The sequence below is a fragment of the Enterococcus sp. BSD2780061688st2 D3 genome, from assembly GCF_005844145.1.
Lineage (GTDB): Bacteria > Bacillota > Bacilli > Lactobacillales > Enterococcaceae > Enterococcus_B > Enterococcus_B durans.
This window is the reverse complement of record NZ_SPHN01000013.1, coordinates 70849-88861: the sequence shown is the minus strand read 5'-3', so window position 1 is coordinate 88861 and position 18013 is coordinate 70849. Positions and strand designations below refer to the sequence as shown.

Annotated in this window: 17 protein-coding genes and 2 pseudogenes; 14 read left to right on the top strand and 5 right to left on the bottom strand. The window is 38.2% G+C overall.

Annotated elements, in window-relative coordinates; translation table 11 throughout:
- The 3 genes and pseudogenes from FGQ66_RS11075 to FGQ66_RS11065 all read right to left on the bottom strand — a co-directional run.
- On the bottom strand, nucleotides 1-593 hold a 593-nt coding region (locus FGQ66_RS11075), incomplete at its 3' end, for a transposase family protein (protein WP_138302440.1).
- Between the two features lie 163 nt (nucleotides 594-756).
- The gene (locus FGQ66_RS11070; RefSeq protein ID WP_138302439.1) at nucleotides 757-2241 is read right to left on the bottom strand and encodes a nucleotide sugar dehydrogenase; all 1485 of its coding nucleotides are present in this window, start codon (nucleotides 2239-2241) and stop codon (nucleotides 757-759) included.
- 253 nt (nucleotides 2242-2494) lie between these two features.
- Nucleotides 2495-2758: pseudogene (locus FGQ66_RS11065) on the bottom strand (phosphoheptose isomerase family protein); the annotation flags it as partial.
- Between FGQ66_RS11065 and FGQ66_RS11060 the strand changes: the two are divergent.
- The 12 genes and pseudogenes from FGQ66_RS11060 to FGQ66_RS11005 all read left to right on the top strand — a co-directional run.
- Nucleotides 2753-2992: pseudogene (locus FGQ66_RS11060) on the top strand (PTS fructose transporter subunit IIC); the annotation flags it as partial. The pseudogenes FGQ66_RS11065 and FGQ66_RS11060 sit on opposite strands and share 6 nt — an antisense overlap.
- Nucleotides 2989-3447: a fructose PTS transporter subunit IIA gene (locus FGQ66_RS11055; protein ID WP_138302438.1), complete on the top strand. Its 459-nt coding sequence runs from the start codon at nucleotides 2989-2991 to the stop codon at nucleotides 3445-3447. The pseudogene FGQ66_RS11060 and the gene FGQ66_RS11055, both read left to right, overlap by 4 nt.
- On the top strand, nucleotides 3444-4418 hold the full coding sequence (locus tag FGQ66_RS11050; RefSeq protein ID WP_138302437.1) for a tagatose 1,6-diphosphate aldolase: 975 nt from the start codon (nucleotides 3444-3446) through the stop codon (nucleotides 4416-4418). Before FGQ66_RS11055 ends, FGQ66_RS11050 begins: the two co-directional genes overlap by 4 nt.
- A 436-nt stretch (nucleotides 4419-4854) precedes the next feature.
- Nucleotides 4855-5583 carry a GntR family transcriptional regulator gene (locus tag FGQ66_RS11045; protein ID WP_016177465.1) on the top strand — a complete coding sequence of 243 codons (729 nt, stop codon included), beginning with the start codon at nucleotides 4855-4857 and terminating at the stop codon, nucleotides 5581-5583.
- A 17-nt stretch (nucleotides 5584-5600) separates the two neighbouring features.
- Nucleotides 5601-6794: an SIS domain-containing protein gene (locus FGQ66_RS11040; protein WP_138302436.1), complete on the top strand. Its 1194-nt coding sequence runs from the start codon at nucleotides 5601-5603 to the stop codon at nucleotides 6792-6794.
- Complete coding sequence (gene lacD, locus FGQ66_RS11035) at nucleotides 6787-7782, top strand: tagatose-bisphosphate aldolase (RefSeq protein WP_138302435.1); 996 nt, start codon at nucleotides 6787-6789, stop codon at nucleotides 7780-7782. The genes FGQ66_RS11040 and lacD overlap by 8 nt, the downstream gene beginning before the upstream one ends.
- Nucleotides 7779-8720, top strand: a complete 942-nt coding sequence (locus FGQ66_RS11030) for a hexose kinase (RefSeq protein WP_138302434.1) — start codon at nucleotides 7779-7781, stop codon at nucleotides 8718-8720. The genes lacD and FGQ66_RS11030 overlap by 4 nt, the downstream gene beginning before the upstream one ends.
- Before the next feature lie 45 nt (nucleotides 8721-8765).
- Nucleotides 8766-10532, top strand: a complete 1767-nt coding sequence (locus FGQ66_RS11025; protein ID WP_138302433.1) for a glycoside hydrolase family 35 protein — start codon at nucleotides 8766-8768, stop codon at nucleotides 10530-10532.
- 16 nt (nucleotides 10533-10548) lie between these two features.
- The gene (locus FGQ66_RS11020; protein WP_005875511.1) at nucleotides 10549-11028 is read left to right on the top strand and encodes a PTS sugar transporter subunit IIB; all 480 of its coding nucleotides are present in this window, start codon (nucleotides 10549-10551) and stop codon (nucleotides 11026-11028) included.
- Between the two features lie 12 nt (nucleotides 11029-11040).
- Nucleotides 11041-11931: a PTS mannose/fructose/sorbose/N-acetylgalactosamine transporter subunit IIC gene (locus FGQ66_RS11015; protein WP_138302432.1), complete on the top strand. Its 891-nt coding sequence runs from the start codon at nucleotides 11041-11043 to the stop codon at nucleotides 11929-11931.
- Nucleotides 11918-12727, top strand: coding sequence for a PTS system mannose/fructose/sorbose family transporter subunit IID (locus FGQ66_RS11010; RefSeq protein ID WP_053109154.1), 810 nt, complete (start codon nucleotides 11918-11920; stop codon nucleotides 12725-12727). Before FGQ66_RS11015 ends, FGQ66_RS11010 begins: the two co-directional genes overlap by 14 nt.
- 15 nt (nucleotides 12728-12742) lie before the next feature.
- The gene (locus FGQ66_RS11005) at nucleotides 12743-13147 is read left to right on the top strand and encodes a PTS sugar transporter subunit IIA (RefSeq protein ID WP_005875519.1); all 405 of its coding nucleotides are present in this window, start codon (nucleotides 12743-12745) and stop codon (nucleotides 13145-13147) included.
- 191 nt (nucleotides 13148-13338) lie between these two features.
- On the opposite strand, the gene yidC is transcribed toward FGQ66_RS11005, so the two are convergent.
- A complete protein-coding gene (yidC, locus tag FGQ66_RS11000) occupies nucleotides 13339-14277 on the bottom strand; it encodes a membrane protein insertase YidC (RefSeq protein ID WP_005875520.1) in 939 nt (312 codons plus the stop codon).
- Between the two features lie 335 nt (nucleotides 14278-14612).
- Entirely contained in the window at nucleotides 14613-15695 is a 1083-nt protein-coding gene (locus FGQ66_RS10995; RefSeq protein WP_138302431.1) for an iron-containing alcohol dehydrogenase family protein, read from the bottom strand.
- Nucleotides 15696-15836: 141 nt separating this feature from the next.
- Here FGQ66_RS10995 and FGQ66_RS10990 point away from each other — a divergent pair, with 141 nt between their 5' ends.
- Complete coding sequence (locus tag FGQ66_RS10990; RefSeq protein WP_138302430.1) at nucleotides 15837-17288, top strand: ABC transporter substrate-binding protein/permease; 1452 nt, start codon at nucleotides 15837-15839, stop codon at nucleotides 17286-17288.
- Nucleotides 17281-18003, top strand: a complete 723-nt coding sequence (locus FGQ66_RS10985; protein ID WP_053109150.1) for an amino acid ABC transporter ATP-binding protein — start codon at nucleotides 17281-17283, stop codon at nucleotides 18001-18003. Before FGQ66_RS10990 ends, FGQ66_RS10985 begins: the two co-directional genes overlap by 8 nt.
- Nucleotides 18004-18013 lie beyond the last annotated feature (10 nt).

The following is an 18013-nucleotide window of genomic DNA, read 5'->3' as shown; positions in this document are numbered from 1 at the left end:
TTTTCGACAATATCCAATAATGCATGGCTTTGTCCGTCCATCATGATAAAACTCATTGCACTGGCAACACTTCGAACTGATTTGAATTCATCAAAGCATAAGACCTTTGGCAAAGTCTGTTTGAAAGGATTCAATGGGCGGTAGAATCGCTTCATGATACGATAAACCGAAGAAGTGGAGATATTTTTCTGACGAGCGATTTCCGTCATGGAAGTATTCTCTTTTAAGCGAGCAATGACAGACCAACGAACTTTTTGACTAATGAAACAGTGTTTTTCAGCAACAGAGGTATCCGCTACGAATGTTCTTTGGCAAGACTTACATTTAAATCGTTGTTTCTTCAACTCCAGATAAGTGCGATACTCAGACACATCATTCAGTAACAACCGAACGGTTGTCGTCCCCCAACGAATGATCCTAGAGGGGACGACACAAAGACAATGGGGACACTCTTCTGGCTTGTACAGAAGAGTTCCTTTATAAATCAAGCAAATTTGCCCTTTATATTTTTCTTTAGTTAAACAATTTTCCTCGAAATGGATATTTAGGTCTAGAATATTTAGGGTATCTTTGATAAGCTGAGTATGAGACATCTTGAATCCTCCTATGAATTGGTAGCCAAATTAATTCTAAAGGATTTCAGGGTGTCTTTTCTATATTTTTTTATACAAAAAAGATGTTGATGAAGTTCACCAACATCAAAAAGTATAGAGCCAAAAACACCTCAGAGAAACTACAAACCAGAGGTGTTATTTTTTAATCTCTTTGGAATAAATCTCTGGTATATACTTTTTCTTTTACATCATCAAGAATACTATCATATCGATTAGCAATAATACTATGACTTATACTTTTAAAATTTTCTAAATCATTTATTACTTTTGAACCAAAAAATGTACTACCATTTTTAAGTGTTGGCTCGTAAATTATCACAGTGGCCCCCTTTGCCTTGATTCTTTTCATAATACCTTGAATAGAAGATTGACGGAAGTTGTCCGAATTACTTTTCATTGTAAGTCTATAGACTCCAATAACCACTTCTTTTTCTAGAGACAAAGCGAAAATATTGTCGTCATCGTAAGAATAATATCCAGCTTTTTGAAGCACGCGATCTGCAATAAAATCTTTTCTTGTGCGATTACTATCGACAATTGCACTTATCATATTCTGAGGAACATCGTTATAGTTAGTGAGAAGTTGTTTTGTATCTTTTGGTAAACAATAGCCTCCATATCCAAAAGATGGATTATTGTAATGTGTGCCAATTCTTGGATCTAAGCAAACCCCGTGAATGATTTCCTGTGTATTTAGTCCTTTCATTTCTGCATAAGTATCAAGTTCATTGAAGTAAGATACTCGAAGTGCAAGGTAAGTATTAGCGAATAATTTAACTGCCTCAGCTTCTGTAAATCCCATGAAAAGGGTTTTGATATCTTTTTTGATTGCTCCTTCTTGGAGTAAATCTGCAAAAGTTTGAGAGGCTTCTAGTAAAGTTTTGTTAGTTTGGTCCGTGCCGACAATAATTCGCGAAGGATATAGATTGTCATATAATGCCTTAGATTCTCTGAGAAATTCTGGACTGAATAAAATATTTTTAGTGTTGTATTTTTCACGAATACTTTCGGTATAGCCTACGGGTACCGTCGATTTGATGACCATTATTGCCTTTGGATTGACTTCTAACACCAATTTAATTACTGACTCTACAGCAGAAGTGTCAAAATAATTTTGTTTACTATCATAATTTGTTGGAGCAGCAATGACAACAAAATCGGCTTCACTATAAGCGGCGGCACCATCAGTAGTTGCAATTAAATTAAGTTTTTTTTCAGCTAGATATTTTTCAATGTAATCGTCTTGGATTGGAGATTTCTTATTGTTGATTTGTTTTACTTTTTCAGGAATAATGTCTACTGCTGTTACCTGATTGTGCTGAGCAAGAAGAATAGCAATGGAAAGACCTACATAACCAGTACCGGCTACAGCAATATTTCTCGACTGATATTTTGGCCTGTTTGATTCATTTGATTCATTTATAAATAAATCTGTTGGTTCAAAATTTAAAACTTCTGCTAATGCTTCTAATTGTGGTATTGAAGGAATAAAGTCTAGAGATTCTAATCGACTAATTAAGGCACGATTGATACCAGTGGCTACAGCAAGTTGTTGTTGTGTCATTTTTAGGGATTTTCTAGATTTAATAACAATTTGAGCTAAATTTTTTTGAGATAACTTTTTCATAATACACTCCTTTTGGTTATTAATAATAACAAAAATCATATCTTCTATAATAGAATAGCTTATTATTAATAAATATGTCAATTTTTTATTGATTAAAAAGATATTTTTGGTTTTCAGGAGTTTTAATTGTTACTTAAAGTAACTTTGCGGATTGCGAATAACATTATGCATAAAAATTTTCTGTGAGCCCATACAATACAAAGAATAAAAAATGTGATGTTTTATACTGTAACCAATCACGATAAATTGCTTCTCAATTCTCCCCCATCCGTAATGCATAGGCGTCAAGCAGAATTCTCGCGATGATCTGGAGAGGCAAGCGTGACCGTACTTCATAATCAGGGAAATAAGAACCTTCTGATTTGAAACCTACGAGATTTATCTCGCAATAATCTTTGAGTGTAGAGGAATGATTGGCTGTAACTAGAATCGAACCAATCTCTGCATCGTAGCAATTCTTTGCGGTGGTGACAAGTTCTTTTGTCTCACCGTTCAAAGAAACAAAAATGACGCTGTTTTGACTTATTTGTTTGGTGTCCAAGTACCAGCCCCACATGGCGGTTTTTTAGTATTACCTGTAGTGACGGGGAAAATCCAATGGGTTATAGCGATTCTTATTGGTTCGATCGTTGGTGGAGTGATGCTAGGGTTGATCCAAAAGAAAAGAGTAACTGATAAAGAAAAGAAGATGGATAACGAAGTAGCAAATCATACAGTTATCGAAGAAGGGAATGCAGGAAACTTATCATGACAATCATTCATAAAGAGAACATTTTTTTACAACAGCAATTGGATAGTCAAGAAGAAGTATTTATGTTTTTAGCAAAGCAAACATTCTGCTTAGGAATTGCTCAAGACGAAAAAGAAGTATATCAAAAACTTCTAGAAAGAGAAAAAGAAGGTACTACAGGGATAATGTCAGGTTTCGCTATTCCTCATGCGAAGTCTCAAGCAATCAACGAACCTAGTTTGATCATCATCACACTGGGCAAAGGAATCGAATGGAACAGTTTAGATAAACAGTCAGTTGATTTTGTTTTTGCCTTATTTATTCCAGCTTCAGAAGCAGGAACAACTCATTTGAAATTATTGTCTCTCGTTGCACGATCATTGATGCGAAAAGAGATTACAGAACAGTTGAGAGTAGCAAAGTTAAAAACAGAAATAGCCACAATATTAATTAAAGAAATAGGTGGAAATATATGAAGAAAATGAGTATTGAAAAACAGGAACGTTTGAAGCGATTGACGGATAGATCTGGTGTTATTAACGCGTTAGCAATCGACCAGCGTGGTGCTTTGAAGAAAATGATCGACCAATATAAAGAAGTGACATCAGAAGACATAATCAAATTTAAACAGCTAGTTTCTCAGTACCTGACTCCGTATGCTTCCGCTATTTTACTCGATCCAGAATATGGACTACCTGCAGCAGAGCTTCGAGAGAAAGAATGTGGTTTGCTGCTAGCTTATGAAAAAACCGGCTATGATACAAAAATACCGGGAAGATTACCAGATTTATTGAATAGTTGGTCAGTGAAAAGATTAAAAGAAGCTGGTGCGGATGCTTGTAAATTTTTATTGTACTATGACGTTGATGAAACAATTGAGATTAATGTGCAAAAACAAATATTTATAGAACGGATAGGTTCAGAATGCGAAGCAGAAGGCATACCTTTCTTTTTAGAGATTCTTTCTTATGATGCAACTATTGTTGATCCTTCTTCTCTTGATTATGCAAAAGTAAAACCACATAAAGTTATTGAAGGCATGCGAGAATTTTCAAAAGAACGTTATCAAGTGGATGTATTGAAAGTCGAAGTTCCAGTGAACATGAAATTTGTGGAAGGGTATGGGCAAGTGGCTTGTTATAGTCAAGCAGAAGCATCCACGTATTTCTATGAACAATCGAAAGTGACAGAACTACCGTTTATTTTTTTAAGTGCGGGAGTCAGCACTGTACTATTTCAAGAGACATTGCGTTTTGCAAAACAATCAGGTTCAACATTCAACGGTGTCTTATGTGGGCGCGCAACATGGGCGAAGGGAGTAGCACCTTTTGTTACAGAAGGCGAAAAGGGAGCAAGTATTTGGATGTTAGAAGAAGGAAAACGAAAGAGTAAAGAATTAGGTACATTATTAGAAGAAATAGCAACTTCTATTTATGTTAAGAAATAAGAAAAGAATTTTTTGAGATGCGATCTGAAAAAATAATTAGTTATTTAAAAAAATATTTGTCAAATTTTATAGAAATAAAGTGTAAAAACGCAAAAGTTATTTTTTAATTATTACTAACGTATGATTTTTAATTTTTTTGGTGGTTGGGTGTAAATGAAGTGGGAGAAAAAAACGCTAGTTACAAGAATATCATAGTTATCAATGTGAATTACATTGTTCAATAAGTTAATCTATGTAGACGAATTATTTATAAAATTCGTCTTTTTTTTGTTCTTTTATTGTCAACTGGTATTTTTGAGGTATCTTTTGATACCAGTTCTAAATTACCTTTAAACCTTGTTATAATAGCTTTTTATTGCCAAAAACCCTTTGACAAATGAGGAATATGTGGGTATTCTTGTGTTGTGGTTATAACCAGTAAAGAAGAGGTATTTTTATGGAGAGCTCAAGTAAAGGAAAATCATTATATTATCAACTAGTTGACGTATTGAAAGAACGTATCGAAACACAGATGACACCTCATGACAAATTGTTATCTGAAAGAGAACTTTGTCAGCATTATGGAGTGAGTCGGACAACGGTTCGCCTTGCTTTGCAAGAATTAGAGACGCAAGGGTATATTTATCGCCGACACGGAAAAGGAACATATGTGTCTGATCTATCAGATAAGTCGTCTGATCTGGCGGGAGCGTATAGTTTTACAGAAGAGATGAGGGAATTGGGACGGGTGCCTAATACAGTCATCTTGGAATTCAAGCAAATGGAAGCAAACAAAAAGGTTGCCAAGAATCTAAACATCAATTTAGGCGAAACAGTTTTCAAATTGAAAAGACTTCGTTTAGCGGATGACGAACCATTGATGGTGGAACGTTCTTATTTACCTGCAAAACTATTTATTGGTCTTGATCTGCCATTACTTGAAAGTAAGCCATTGTATGATGTGTTTTCTCAGGATTATGAACAGCAAGTCCAATTAGCAGATGAAGAATTTTATGCAAGTATCGTTCAAAAGAAAGATGCTGATCCGCTTCGTATCGCTGATGGTGCCCCGGTATTACATCTAAGCCGAACGACCTATAATGTGAAAAATGAAATTATTGAATATACGGATAGTGTAGCGAGAGCAGACCAGTTTCATTATAAGATCCGCCACGTCCGAAAATGATTGAGAGGGAAAACAACATGTTTGAACTATCGAAGGATAAATTAAAAGAGTTGGGTGCGGAAATAACTACGCGAGAAATCAAACAGCAACCGCAATTATGGAAAGAAACAGCTGAGATATTAGCACAGAATCAAGAAAAATTAGCATTGTTTTTTGACCAGATAAAAAAAGCAGCAAATGGCAAAAGAGTTCGAGTGATTTTTACTGGTGCAGGCACATCACAATATGTCGGGGATACAGCGGTGCCTTATTTAAATGAATACGGGGATAACGATCACTTTATTTTTCATAGCTTTGGTACGACAGACATCGTGTCTTCACCGAAAGAATTTCTATTTCCTGATGAACCGACATTACTGGTGTCATTTGCACGTAGTGGAAATAGTCCAGAAAGTGTGGCAACAGTCAAGATTGCCAATGAACAAATCAAGACATTGTTCCATTTGACGATCACTTGTGCTAAAGAAGGTCAGTTGGCAAAGAATGCAGCGACAGATGAACGAAATTATCTTTTACTGATGCCAGAAAAATCAAATGATGCAGGATTTGCCATGACAGGAAGTTTTACGTGCATGTTGTTGAGTGCGTTATGGGTATTCGACCAAACTGCCGTTGAGAAAAAAGAAAGTTATCTTCAACAATTGATCAGAACTGGAGAAGATCTAATTTCACGAGATCAAGAAATCCAAAAATTATTGCCTAAGTCATTTGAACGTATCGCCTATCTTGGTTCAGGAAGTTTGGCTGGTGCAACGAGAGAAGCACAATTGAAAATATTGGAATTGACAGCCGGTAAAGTGGCAACGATCTTTGATTCTTCTATGGGCTTCCGCCATGGACCAAAATCGTTTTTAAATAGCGAAACACTTGTTATTGGTTTTGTTAATAACCAACCGTATACAAGAAATTATGACTTAGATATTCTAGAAGAAATAAAAGATGACCAAATTACCACGAATGTCATCGCGATCGCCCAACCAGGAAACATCGATTTCACAGGTACAAGTCTTTTGTTAGAAGCTTCGATCAGCCTACCTGATGCGTATCTTGCGTTACCTATGATCATGACAGCCCAAATCATTGCGCTCGATACGTCGATAAAAGTAGCGAATAAACCAGACACACCATCGCCTACAGGTACAGTCAATCGAGTGGTCAAAGGTGTCATTATCCATGAATATGCGAACAAAGGGGAAACGAAGGATGAATGAAGAAAAAGTTGCAGCTATGAAGAGTTTATCAACAAAAGAAGGAATCATCAGTGCATTGGCAATTGATCAACGCGGTGCTTTGAAAAAGATGATCAAAGCGTTAGGAAAAGAACCAACGGCGCAACAGATCACTGAATTCAAAGAATTAGTATCAGCAGAATTAACGCCTTATGCTTCTGCTATTTTACTAGATCCAGAGTATGGATTGCCAGCTGCTAAAGCCAGACATCAGGAAGCAGGACTGCTTTTAGCCTATGAAAAAACGGGTTATGATGCGACAACTCCAGGACGTCTGCCTGATTTATTAGCGGATTGGTCCACGCTTAGATTAAAGGAACAAACAGCCGATGCGATCAAGTTTTTGCTTTATTATGATGTAGATGAAGACCCAGAGATCAATCATTTGAAACATGTATTTATCGAACGCTTAGGCAGTGAATGTGCAGGTGAAAAGCGTCCGTTTTATCTAGAATTGGTTTCGTATGATGCCAAAATCAATGACAGCACTTCGTTAGAATATGCGAAGATCAAACCGCATAAAGTGATCGAGATGATGAAAGAATTTTCTGATCCTAAATACAAAGTGGATGTATTGAAAGTAGAAGTGCCAGTCAATATGAACTATGTAGAAGGCTATTCTGATAGTGAAATTGCGTATAGTAAAAAAGAAGCAGCGGCATTCTTCAAGGAACAAAGTGACGCAACACCGTTACCATTTATCTTCTTGAGTGCAGGGGTTTCGACTGCATTGTTCCAACAAACATTGGTCTTTGCTCATGAATCTGGTTCAACATTCAATGGTGTGTTATGCGGACGTGCGACTTGGAAAGATGGAGTCAAAGCATATGTTGAAAATGGCAGAGAAGGTGCGATTGAGTGGTTGAGAACACAAGGGCGACAAAATATCGAATCGTTGAATAAAGTGATAAATGAAAACGCCACCCCTTGGTTTGACAAAGTAAAAGAAGATTCGGTGACAGCAAAATGATCACGACAGTTACCATGAATCCTTCAATTGACATCGCTTACACGTTGGATGAATTACGGATCGACCAAGTCAATCGGGTCAAAACGGTCAACAAAACGGCTGGAGGAAAAGGCTTGAATGTTGCTCGTGTCCTTCATTTATTAGCAGATGATGTTTTAGCTACTGGATTAGTCGGCGGGCAGCATGGCGCATATATCAAAGAACAACTCGATCAATCAGGGATAAAGCATCAATTTTTACCTATCAAAGGGGAAACGAGAGATTCGATTGCTATTTTACATGGAGCGAATCAAACAGAACTATTGGAAAGCGGTCCTGTTGTGACAGAAGAAGAGCAACATAAATTTACCGAGCATTTTGCACGACTAATGGAAACAACTGATATCTTTACGATTTCGGGTAGTCTGCCACAAGGATTTTCTAAAAATTATTATGCAGAGTTACTTGCCTTAACGAATAAAAAAGGCAAACGAGTATTATTAGACACTTCTGGCCAAACCTTGCTTGAAGTCTTGGAAGGCAAGGAAAAACCATTTTTGATCAAACCTAATTTGGAAGAATTAGGAGAGTTGGTCCACCAAACAATTTCTTCGGCTACTTCGTTAGATGAAATCCAATCATTATTGGATCATCCGCTTTTTGAAGGAATCAATTGGATCGTTCTTTCGCTAGGCGCAAAAGGAGCGATCGCTAAAGTAGGGAGACACTTCTATCGGGTTACGATTCCTAAAATCGCGGTGGTGAATCCTGTGGGGTCAGGAGATTCGACTATTGCAGGCTTAGCACATGCTCTATCAAAGAGCTATACGATTGAAGAAACACTTGCGTTTGCGATGGCCTGTGGGATGGCGAATGCACAACAAGAAAAAACAGGATGGATCGATCCTGTGAAAGTCGATTATTTTAGGGGGGAAATCAACGTCAGAAAGATTCGTTGATTATAAAATTAGAAAGCGGTTTCTAAAAACGAGGAGGAAATTTGCTTGACTAGATTTGAAATAAAAGAAGAGTTTTTGTTAGACGGTCAACCTTTCAAAATTTTATCTGGTGCCATCCATTATTTCCGAGTGCATCCGACGAATTGGGAGCGGTCATTGCACAATTTGAAAGCGCTTGGATTTAATACTGTGGAAACCTATGTGCCTTGGAATCTCCATGAAAAAGAAGAAGGAACCTATGATTTTTCGAAAATATTGGATCTTTCCCATTTTCTAGAGTTAGCGCAATCCCTTGGATTATACGCAATCGTACGTCCAGCCCCTTATATTTGTGCAGAATGGGAATTTGGTGGCTTGCCTGCTTGGCTATTGACAAAGGAGTGCCGTATTCGTTCAGCGGATCCTCGCTTCATGAAGTATGTCAAACGGTATTACCAAACGCTACTACCTAAAATCGTTCCTCATCTAGTCACTCATGGTGGCAACGTCTTAATGGTGCAGGTAGAAAATGAGTACGGTTCGTATGGTGAAGAGAAAGCATATCTGCGCCAAGTAAAAAAATACTTGGAGGAAGGCGGGATCAATGTACCGCTATTCACTTCTGATGGACCGTGGCAAGCCACATTAAGAGCAGGCAGTTTGATCGACGATGATGTTTTTACGACAGGGAATTTTGGCTCAAAAGCAAAAGAAAATTTTGCAGATATGGCCCAGTTTTTTGAAGCACATGGTAAAAAATGGCCGTTGATGTGTATGGAATTTTGGGATGGCTGGTTTAATCGTTGGAAAGAGCCGATCATTAAAAGAGATCCGGAAGAATTAGCGGATGCAGTCAAAGAAGCATTACAGATCGGCAGTATCAATCTCTATATGTTCCATGGTGGAACCAATTTTGGATTTATGAATGGCTGTTCAGCCAGAGGCACGATTGATTTGCCGCAAGTCACTTCCTATGATTACGATGCACCATTGGATGAGCAGGGAAATCCGACGGAAAAATATTTTGCTCTGAAACGAATGATGGCAGAAAATTTTCCAGAAATGCAGCAAATGGAACCATGGATAAAAGAAACAATCGTCAAAAAAGGAATCAACTTGAAAGAAAAAGTCAGCTTTTTCGCAACACTTGATACCATCAGCGATCCAATCCACTCGACCTATCCTCAAACAATGGAAGAATTGGGTCAGAATACTGGATACCTATTGTATCGAACAACGATCAAAAAAGATGCGACCAATGAAAAATTGCGGATCATCGACGGACGTGATCGGGTCCATGTTTTTCTCGATGAAGAAAAGCAAGCGATCCAATATCAAACAGAGATCGGCGAGACCATTCCATTGACACTTGAAAAAGAAGACCACCAAATTGATCTATTATTTGAAAATATGGGACGGGTCAACTATGGACACAAGCTGCTAGCTGATACGCAAAGAAAAGGAATACGTACGGGGGTGATGAGCGATCTTCATTTTATCACAGAATGGACACAGTATTGTTTACCTTTAGAGACAGCAGAACACATCGATTTTTCAAGAAAATGGGAAACAGGTCAACCAGCATTTTACCGCTTTGAAGCGGAACTGTCAGAAATCGGTGATACTTATTTGGACCTTAGTGAGTTTGGGAAAGGGATCGTTTGGGTGAATGGCACGAATATTGGTCGTTTTTGGGAAGTAGGACCAATTCTTTCACTGTTTGTTCCCGAGGGTTTACTTAGAAAAGGACAAAATGAAATCGTTATCTTTGAAACAGAAGGTAGATTCAGTGAAGTTATAGATTTTGTCAAAGAACCAATAGAAAAAAGTTAGAAAAGGAGAATGGATGATGGCAATTATTGGAGTAAGAATTGATGGACGTTTGATACATGGACAAGTGGCAAATCTCTGGACAACGAAGTTGAATATTGGTCGGATCATGGTCGTAGACGATGAGGTAGCAACAAATGCGATCGAAAAAAGTGGGTTAAAGTTGGCAACACCAGCTGGAGTCAAATTAAGTATTTTACCTATTGAAAAAGCAGCCGCAAATATTTTAGCAGGTAAATATGATTCTCAACGAGTGCTGATCGTAGCGAAAAAACCAGATCGTATCTTAGCGCTAGTAGAAAAAGGTGTACCGATCAAAGAATTAAATGTCGGCAATATGTCACAAACAGATGAAACACGTTCCATCACAAAATCAATCAATGTCGTAGATGCGGATGTAGAGGTCTTCAAGAAATTAGATCAGCTTGGCGTTCATTTGATCGCTCAAATGGTGCCAAATGACAAAGCAGAAGACTTTATGAGTCTTTTAATCAAATAGGAGGAATGATTCATGGATATTCAATGGTGGCAGATATTATTATTAACATTATATGCAGGGTATCAAATTTTAGATGAATTACAGATTTATTCTTCAATGAGCGCCCCAGTTTTTGCAGGATTATATGCTGGGTTAGTAATGGGTGATTTAAAAGCAGGTTTAATCATCGGTGGAAGTATGCAGTTGACTGTTTTAGGGGTAGGGACATTTGGTGGTGCATCAAAAATCGATGCTAACTCTGGAACGCTTTTAGCAACAGCTTTCTCTATTTCTCTAGGGATGAATCCAGAACAAGCAATTGCGGCCATTGCGGTTCCTGTGGCAAGTTTGATGATCCAATTAGATATTTTAGCACGCTTTGCGAATACGTATTTTGCACATCGGATCGATCAACATGTGGAAACAATGAATTACAAAGCAATTGAACGGAACTTCTTGATGGGGGCACTACCTTGGGCACTTTCCAGAATGGTTCCTGTATTCTTGGCCCTAGCATTCGGTGGTGGCTTAGTCCAAAATGTTGTGGCTGTTTTAAACGGCGACCTAAAATGGCTAGGTGATGGCTTATCTGTTGCAGGGGCAGTCTTACCAGCAGTCGGGTTTGCAATTTTGCTACGCTACCTACCTGTAAAGAAACACATTTCTTATCTGATTTTAGGATTTACGATCACAGCATTGTTAGCAACAGTGTTCTCGAATGTCCAATTGTTAGGAACAAGTGTGGCTAGCGTGGTCAAAGATTTCCCAGGAACATTCAATTCATTACCGATGCTTGCTGTGGCATTGATTGGTCTAGCACTGGCAACGATCAGTTATAAGAATGATCAAAAGAATGACCAACATCCAGTAGTAAGTCAGCAATCACAATCTGATGAGGGGGAAATCGAAGATGACGAAATCTAATTATAAATTGACCAAAGAAGATTTTAAGCAGATCAATCGTAGAAGTTTGTTTACTTTCCAATTAGGTTGGAACTATGAAAGAATGCAAGGTTCAGGTTATCTGTATACTATCTTGCCACAACTTAGAAAAATCTATGGTGATGACACACCAGAATTAAAAGAAATGATGAAAACACATACGCAATTTTTTAATACGTCTAATTTCTTTAACACGATCATTACTGGGATCGATCTTGCTATCGAAGAAAAAGAAGGAGTTTCTTCAAAGGAAACTGTTTCTGGGATGAAAGCAGGGTTGATGGGTTCCTTCGCTGCAATTGGTGATTCTGTATTTGCGGCATTGATCCCGACCATATTTGGAGCTTTAGCCGCAAATATGGCAACAGATGGTAATCCAGTAGGTATCCTTATCTGGATCCTTGCTCAGGTCGCTGTCATGGTCTTTCGTTGGAAACAACTAGAATTTGCCTACAAAGAAGGGATTTCTCTAGTTACCACGATGCAATCACGCTTGACTGCATTGACAGATGCGGCTACTTTACTAGGAGTTTTCATGGTCGGAGCGTTAGTAGCAACCATGATCAATGTTAAATTCTCATGGGCACCAACGATTGGGGATGTAACGTTGAATATGCAAAACTATATCGATATGATCTTACCTAAACTTTTACCAGCTGGCATCGTTGGTGGCGTTTATTGGATGTTAGGTAAGAAAAATATGACACCTACTCGAGCAATATTCATCGTATTGATCGTATGTGTAGCATTATCTGCATTAGGTGTGATTTCGAAATAAGGGAGAATTGGAAAGATGAGTAGACAACTAGTCTTGATTAGTCATGGTAAATTTTGTGAAGAACTAAAAAACAGTACAGAAATGATCATGGGACCACAAGAAAATATCTATACGATCCCTTTATTGCCTGAAGATGGCGCGGACACGTACAAAGAAAGATTCCTCTCCGTTACAGCACCATTGAAAGATTACGTAGTGCTTTGCGATCTGTTGGGTGGGACACCTGCAAATACCGTTTCCAAGCTAATCATGGAAGGTGAAACGATCGAACTATATGCTGGCATGAATTTGCCGATGGTCATCGAATTCATCAATTCGCAAATGATTGGAGCAGAACCAGATTTTATTGGTTCGGGTCGTGAGAGCATCGTTTCAGTGAACCAAGTGATTGCTGGCATGGGAGACGATGAAGAAGAATAATCAAGCACAACTTCTTGACTGTTGATACAACTGGATATAAATACGGATGTATAAAGAGGCCGTGTATAAAAAAGCCAACGTACCGCGAAATATAGTTTTCTATATTTCACAGTACGTTGGCTTTTATCGTCATAGGATCAGAAGTGATCTTGATCGATCGAAGAAGCTATTCAGCTACAAATAACTTTTTACTATTTACGCTTTTGCTGTTTACCAGCATTCCGACCATTCTTCGCATTGTTTTTTGGTGCTTGTACTTGTTTTTTTGTTTGCTTCGCAGGTTCAGCAGGTGTGACATCTTTACGAGGCGTCACCACTTGTTTTGGCGGATTTTGTTTTAATTCTTCCGCAACTTGCGCTTTTAGTCTTGGTTTCATGATGACATTCGTAATGAATGTTTGTAGGCAACTAAAGATCCCACCGACTACCCAGTAAAGAGTGACACCAGCTGGGGCGCTGATCGACATGAAGACGATCATAGCGGGTGATACGATCAGCATCGTACGCATCGTTTTCTTTTGTTCTTCAGGAATACCGATAGTTGAGATATAGCCTTGAAGTAAATAAGCAATACCGGCAATCGCTACTAAAACTAAGCTAGGGTTACCTAGGTCGATCCCGTAAAAGGTTGATTCACGGATGCCTTCTGTATAGCGAGCAGTGAAATATAGCGCAGAAAAGATCGGCATTTGGATCAGAAGCGGTAAACAACCGATACCACCAGTCATACTTAAGCCATTTTCACGATAAACTTGTTGCATTTCAGCTTGTGCAGCCATTTGTTCTTCTCGAGTTGTCGCAGCTTTCAATTTTTGTTGCGCAGCTTCAACTTGTGGTTTCAATGCTTGCATCTTTTCAGATTGGATCATTGTTTTTTTCGATTGACTAATACCTAATGGCAAAATGATGATACGAACGATGACTGTCATCAAGATAACAGCCCAGCCGTAGGACCAATTAAAGTTTTCCACTAAATATGTAATCGCTTGTCCCATTGGGTGAACCAATATACGGTAAATGATTCCTGAAGTGTCAGGGTTACCATTCGAATCCATGCGGACACAACCGGACAAGAAAAGCATGATCGTGACAAGCCCAGAGCCCAATAACCAATTTTTCCATTTATTCATAAAATACTTCCTCTTTTATAATTTTTACACAAGCTTAACTATACTAAAAAAGCGCTCATAATTCAATCAACTTCATAGAAATTTCATAGAAATAACCGATTGGAGGATCAAAAAAGACGCTTAATGTTAAAAAGAAGAATCCAGCTAGAAATACTTCAGTATAAAGCATACTTAGCACCTCCGTTCTCTAAAATAAGATGAGCAACGGATATTTCCTTGAAATTATAATATTAGTGCAAAAACAAGAAGTGGAATGTCAATTTTTTCCACTTCTTGTTTTTTTGACCATTGAGCCGATCAATAAAAAAGCTGACTGCCATGGTATAAGGGGCTAACTATCCCTGTGTCACTTGTTCTAACTCTTTCATTTTCTGGACAACCAGTGCTGGGGTGATCGTTTCTTTCATGAAGTGGATCATTTCATCAGGCAAACATGCACGTTCAGCTACGGCTTGATAGTCACTTTCTGTTAAATGTAAATCCATATCAGCTAAACTCGTTGGTAAGTTCAAGTGATGATAAAAAGGCAGTAGGTGTTCGATTTCTGCTAATTTATTTTCGATCATCAGCTGGACAAGGATACCGTATGCCACTTTGTTTCCATGAAGTTGCTGATGGCTATCAGGGAGTACGGTCATCGCATCGTGAATGGAATGAGCTCCAGCTGTTCGGCCGTAGTCATCGCCAAACCCACCAACCATACCAGCCAATAAAATGTTTGTTTCCACGACATCGATAAAAGCTTGATTGATTTTTTGCTGGTCCATCGCTTCCATTGCCTCTGCACTTTTCTCTAAAAGGATTTCACGGCATCGTAACGCTGCAAATTCCGCTACTTGGACTTCGATAGGCTTGATCGTTAACTGAGAGATGATTGCGTGAGATTCATACCATTTTGCTAAGGTGTCACCAATACCGGCAATCATCATCTCGCGAGGGGAGTGCAAAATGATCTTTGGATCGATCAACACTAAATCATTTGCTTTAGGGAACATATCATAGCGAAGCATCACTCCTTCTTCATTATAGACCACACTAAGTGGAGTATAAGCTGCGCACGTCGCAGCTAAGGTAGGTAAGATGATGATTGGTAAGTTTGTCTTATAAGCAATCAATTTTCCTAGATCTGCTACTTTCCCGCCGCCGACTGCAATAATACCATTGAAATCCTTCTTTTTGCATAAAGAAACAAAACTGTCAGCAAGTGGATCGGTACATTCTCCACCATAATATTCAAAAAGTTTTGTTATTGATAACTCTGGGAAATCATCTTTTACTGCTTTCCAAGATGTTTTTCCATGGAGAATCAAAACGTTGTCGATATGCCTTTTGTAAAGGTGTTCAGGGAGTGAATCCCATGCGTTTTCTTTTATTTCATACTCTTGAGGGGCTCCGCGAACAATTAAATTTTTTGTCATATAAAAAACTTCTTCCATTATTTTTTTAAAATAATCTTTTTTTATTATAATAGTTATGCTAGTATATTAGCAAGTTATTTATGAATATTTATTCTTTTATAGCTTTTATGATTACATTATTATTCAAAGGTGGCCAAATGGATGAAAAAAGGAATGAACATATTATTAGCGGCGCTGATGTTTCTACTGGTTTTTTTACCAGTAAAAGTACAAGGTGCAGAAAAAGATGAAATTTACGAGCGGATAAAACAAAGTGGAGAATTAGTCGTTGGCCTATCTGCAGACTATGCGCCCTATGAATTCCATGCGAATGTGGATGGTAAGGATAAAATCGTTGGTTTTGATGTATCCATTGCCGAAAAGATCGCAAAGGATATGGGTGTGAAACTAAAAGTAGAAGAACTTGGTTTTGATGCATTATTAGGTGCGTTGAAAACAGGTAAGATCGATCTAGTTATATCTGGTATGGCGGTGACTGAAGAACGTTTACAAGAAGTTGACTTTTCTGACCCATATTTCGTGGTACAGCAAAAAGTACTCGTTCGTAAAGAGGACAAAAATAAATTTAAGACGACAGCCGACTTTTCTGGCTTAGCCGTTGGGGCGCAAAAGCAAACCACACAAGAGGAGTTAGTGAAAAATGAACTGACTGGTGCAGAGTTGACCTCCCTGCAAAAAGTTCCTGATCTGATCAATAATTTGCTGAATGAAAAAGTTGAAGGTGTTGTGCTGGAACAACCAGTTGCAGAAGCATATGCCCAACAGAATAAGAAAGTAGCTTTGACTCCAGTAAAATTTGCGCAAGGTGAAAAAACTACAGCTATTGCGATGTCAAAAAATACACCAGAACTGAAAAATCATGTCAATGCGTCAATCAAAACGATCAATGACGGCGGATTGCTGAAAGACTATCAAAAACAAGCGAATCAATTGATGTTCCAAGATGATCAGTCCTTTCTTCAAAAATACGGTCCGTATTATTTGATTGGAACAAAATACACTATTTTATTAGCTTTTGTGGGTGTATTGTTTGGAATGGTCTTTGGTAGTTTGCTCGCACTGATGAAATTGGGTAAGAATAAATTTTTAAAGGCATTAGCCATTATTTATATCGAATACGTACGGGGAACACCTCTCTTAGTTCAAATCTTTATCGTTTACTTCGGAACAGGAGTACTGGGATTGGATCTATCGAAACTGGTAGCAGGTTGTATTGCTGTCTCGTTGAATAGTGCTGCTTATGTAGCCGAAATTGTTCGGGCTGGGATTAATGCGGTCAACAAAGGACAGATGGAAGCTGCACGTTCTTTAGGGATGGATCAGAAAGAAGCCATGCGTTTCATCATCTTCCCACAAGCAATCAAAAATATTCTTCCAGCTCTAGGAAATGAGTTTGTCACGATCATCAAAGAATCTTCTGTTGTTTCAGTCATTGGGGTATCGGAATTGATCTTTCAAACGGGCGTGGTACAAGGTGCTAGCTTCAAACCATTCTTACCATATGTGTTGGTCTCTTTGATCTATTTCGTGTTGACCTTCAGTATTTCCCGTATATTAGCTTTAGTTGAAAGGAGAATGGGTCTGAATGCTTAATGTAAAAAAACTGTCAAAAAGTTTTGGCGAGAATGAAGTCTTAAAATCAATTGATCTTTCTGTGAAAGAAGGAGAAGTAGTGGTGATCATTGGCCCTTCAGGAAGTGGGAAAAGTACAATTCTACGTTGTATGAATCTGCTGGAAGAACCAACTTCTGGTGAAATCTTTTTTAAGGGACAAAACATTACAGCCCCTGACAGCGATATCAATCAAATTCGTCAAAAAATGGGAATGGTATTTCAAAGTTTTAATTTGTTTCCCCATATGAATGTACTTGAAAATTTGACCATCACACCTGTAAAAATCAAAAAAGAAGACCCTAAAAAAGCAAAAGAACATGCTCTATCATTATTGAACCAAGTTGGTCTAAAGGAAAAAGTGGACAGTTATCCTACCAGTTTATCTGGGGGACAGCAACAACGGGTAGCAATTGCTCGAGCATTAGCAATGAATCCTGATGTGATGCTTTTCGATGAACCTACATCTGCACTTGATCCTGAAATGGTCGGTGAAGTGTTGGCCGTCATGCAGGATTTAGCTAAAAAAGGGATGACGATGGTCGTGGTCACTCATGAAATGGGTTTTGCTAAAGAAGTTGCCGATCGTGTGATTTTTATGGCTGACGGCATCATTCAAGAAGAGGGAACACCGAAAGAGATTTTTGAAAATCCGCAAAATAGTCGAACACAAGATTTCTTGAACAAAGTGTTGTAACAAAGATGGA

Excerpts from the sequence above, each read along its gene's own strand:
- yidC (WP_005875520.1), bottom strand. The coding sequence starts at position 14,277 with ATGAATAAATGGAAAAATTGGTTATTGGGCTCTGGGCTTGTCACGATC.
- FGQ66_RS11045 (WP_016177465.1), top strand. The coding sequence starts at position 4,855 with ATGGAGAGCTCAAGTAAAGGAAAATCATTATATTATCAACTAGTTGAC.
- FGQ66_RS11070 (WP_138302439.1), bottom strand. The coding sequence starts at position 2,241 with ATGAAAAAGTTATCTCAAAAAAATTTAGCTCAAATTGTTATTAAATCT.
- FGQ66_RS11040 (WP_138302436.1), top strand. The coding sequence starts at position 5,601 with ATGTTTGAACTATCGAAGGATAAATTAAAAGAGTTGGGTGCGGAAATA.
- FGQ66_RS11010 (WP_053109154.1), top strand. The coding sequence starts at position 11,918 with ATGACGAAATCTAATTATAAATTGACCAAAGAAGATTTTAAGCAGATC.
- FGQ66_RS10990 (WP_138302430.1), top strand. The coding sequence starts at position 15,837 with ATGAAAAAAGGAATGAACATATTATTAGCGGCGCTGATGTTTCTACTG.
- FGQ66_RS11015 (WP_138302432.1), top strand. The coding sequence starts at position 11,041 with ATGGATATTCAATGGTGGCAGATATTATTATTAACATTATATGCAGGG.
- FGQ66_RS10985 (WP_053109150.1), top strand. The coding sequence starts at position 17,281 with ATGCTTAATGTAAAAAAACTGTCAAAAAGTTTTGGCGAGAATGAAGTC.
- FGQ66_RS11005 (WP_005875519.1), top strand. The coding sequence starts at position 12,743 with ATGAGTAGACAACTAGTCTTGATTAGTCATGGTAAATTTTGTGAAGAA.
- lacD (WP_138302435.1), top strand. The coding sequence starts at position 6,787 with ATGAATGAAGAAAAAGTTGCAGCTATGAAGAGTTTATCAACAAAAGAA.
- FGQ66_RS11050 (WP_138302437.1), top strand. The coding sequence starts at position 3,444 with ATGAAGAAAATGAGTATTGAAAAACAGGAACGTTTGAAGCGATTGACG.
- FGQ66_RS11020 (WP_005875511.1), top strand. The coding sequence starts at position 10,549 with ATGGCAATTATTGGAGTAAGAATTGATGGACGTTTGATACATGGACAA.
- FGQ66_RS10995 (WP_138302431.1), bottom strand. The coding sequence starts at position 15,695 with ATGACAAAAAATTTAATTGTTCGCGGAGCCCCTCAAGAGTATGAAATA.
- FGQ66_RS11055 (WP_138302438.1), top strand. The coding sequence starts at position 2,989 with ATGACAATCATTCATAAAGAGAACATTTTTTTACAACAGCAATTGGAT.
- FGQ66_RS11030 (WP_138302434.1), top strand. The coding sequence starts at position 7,779 with ATGATCACGACAGTTACCATGAATCCTTCAATTGACATCGCTTACACG.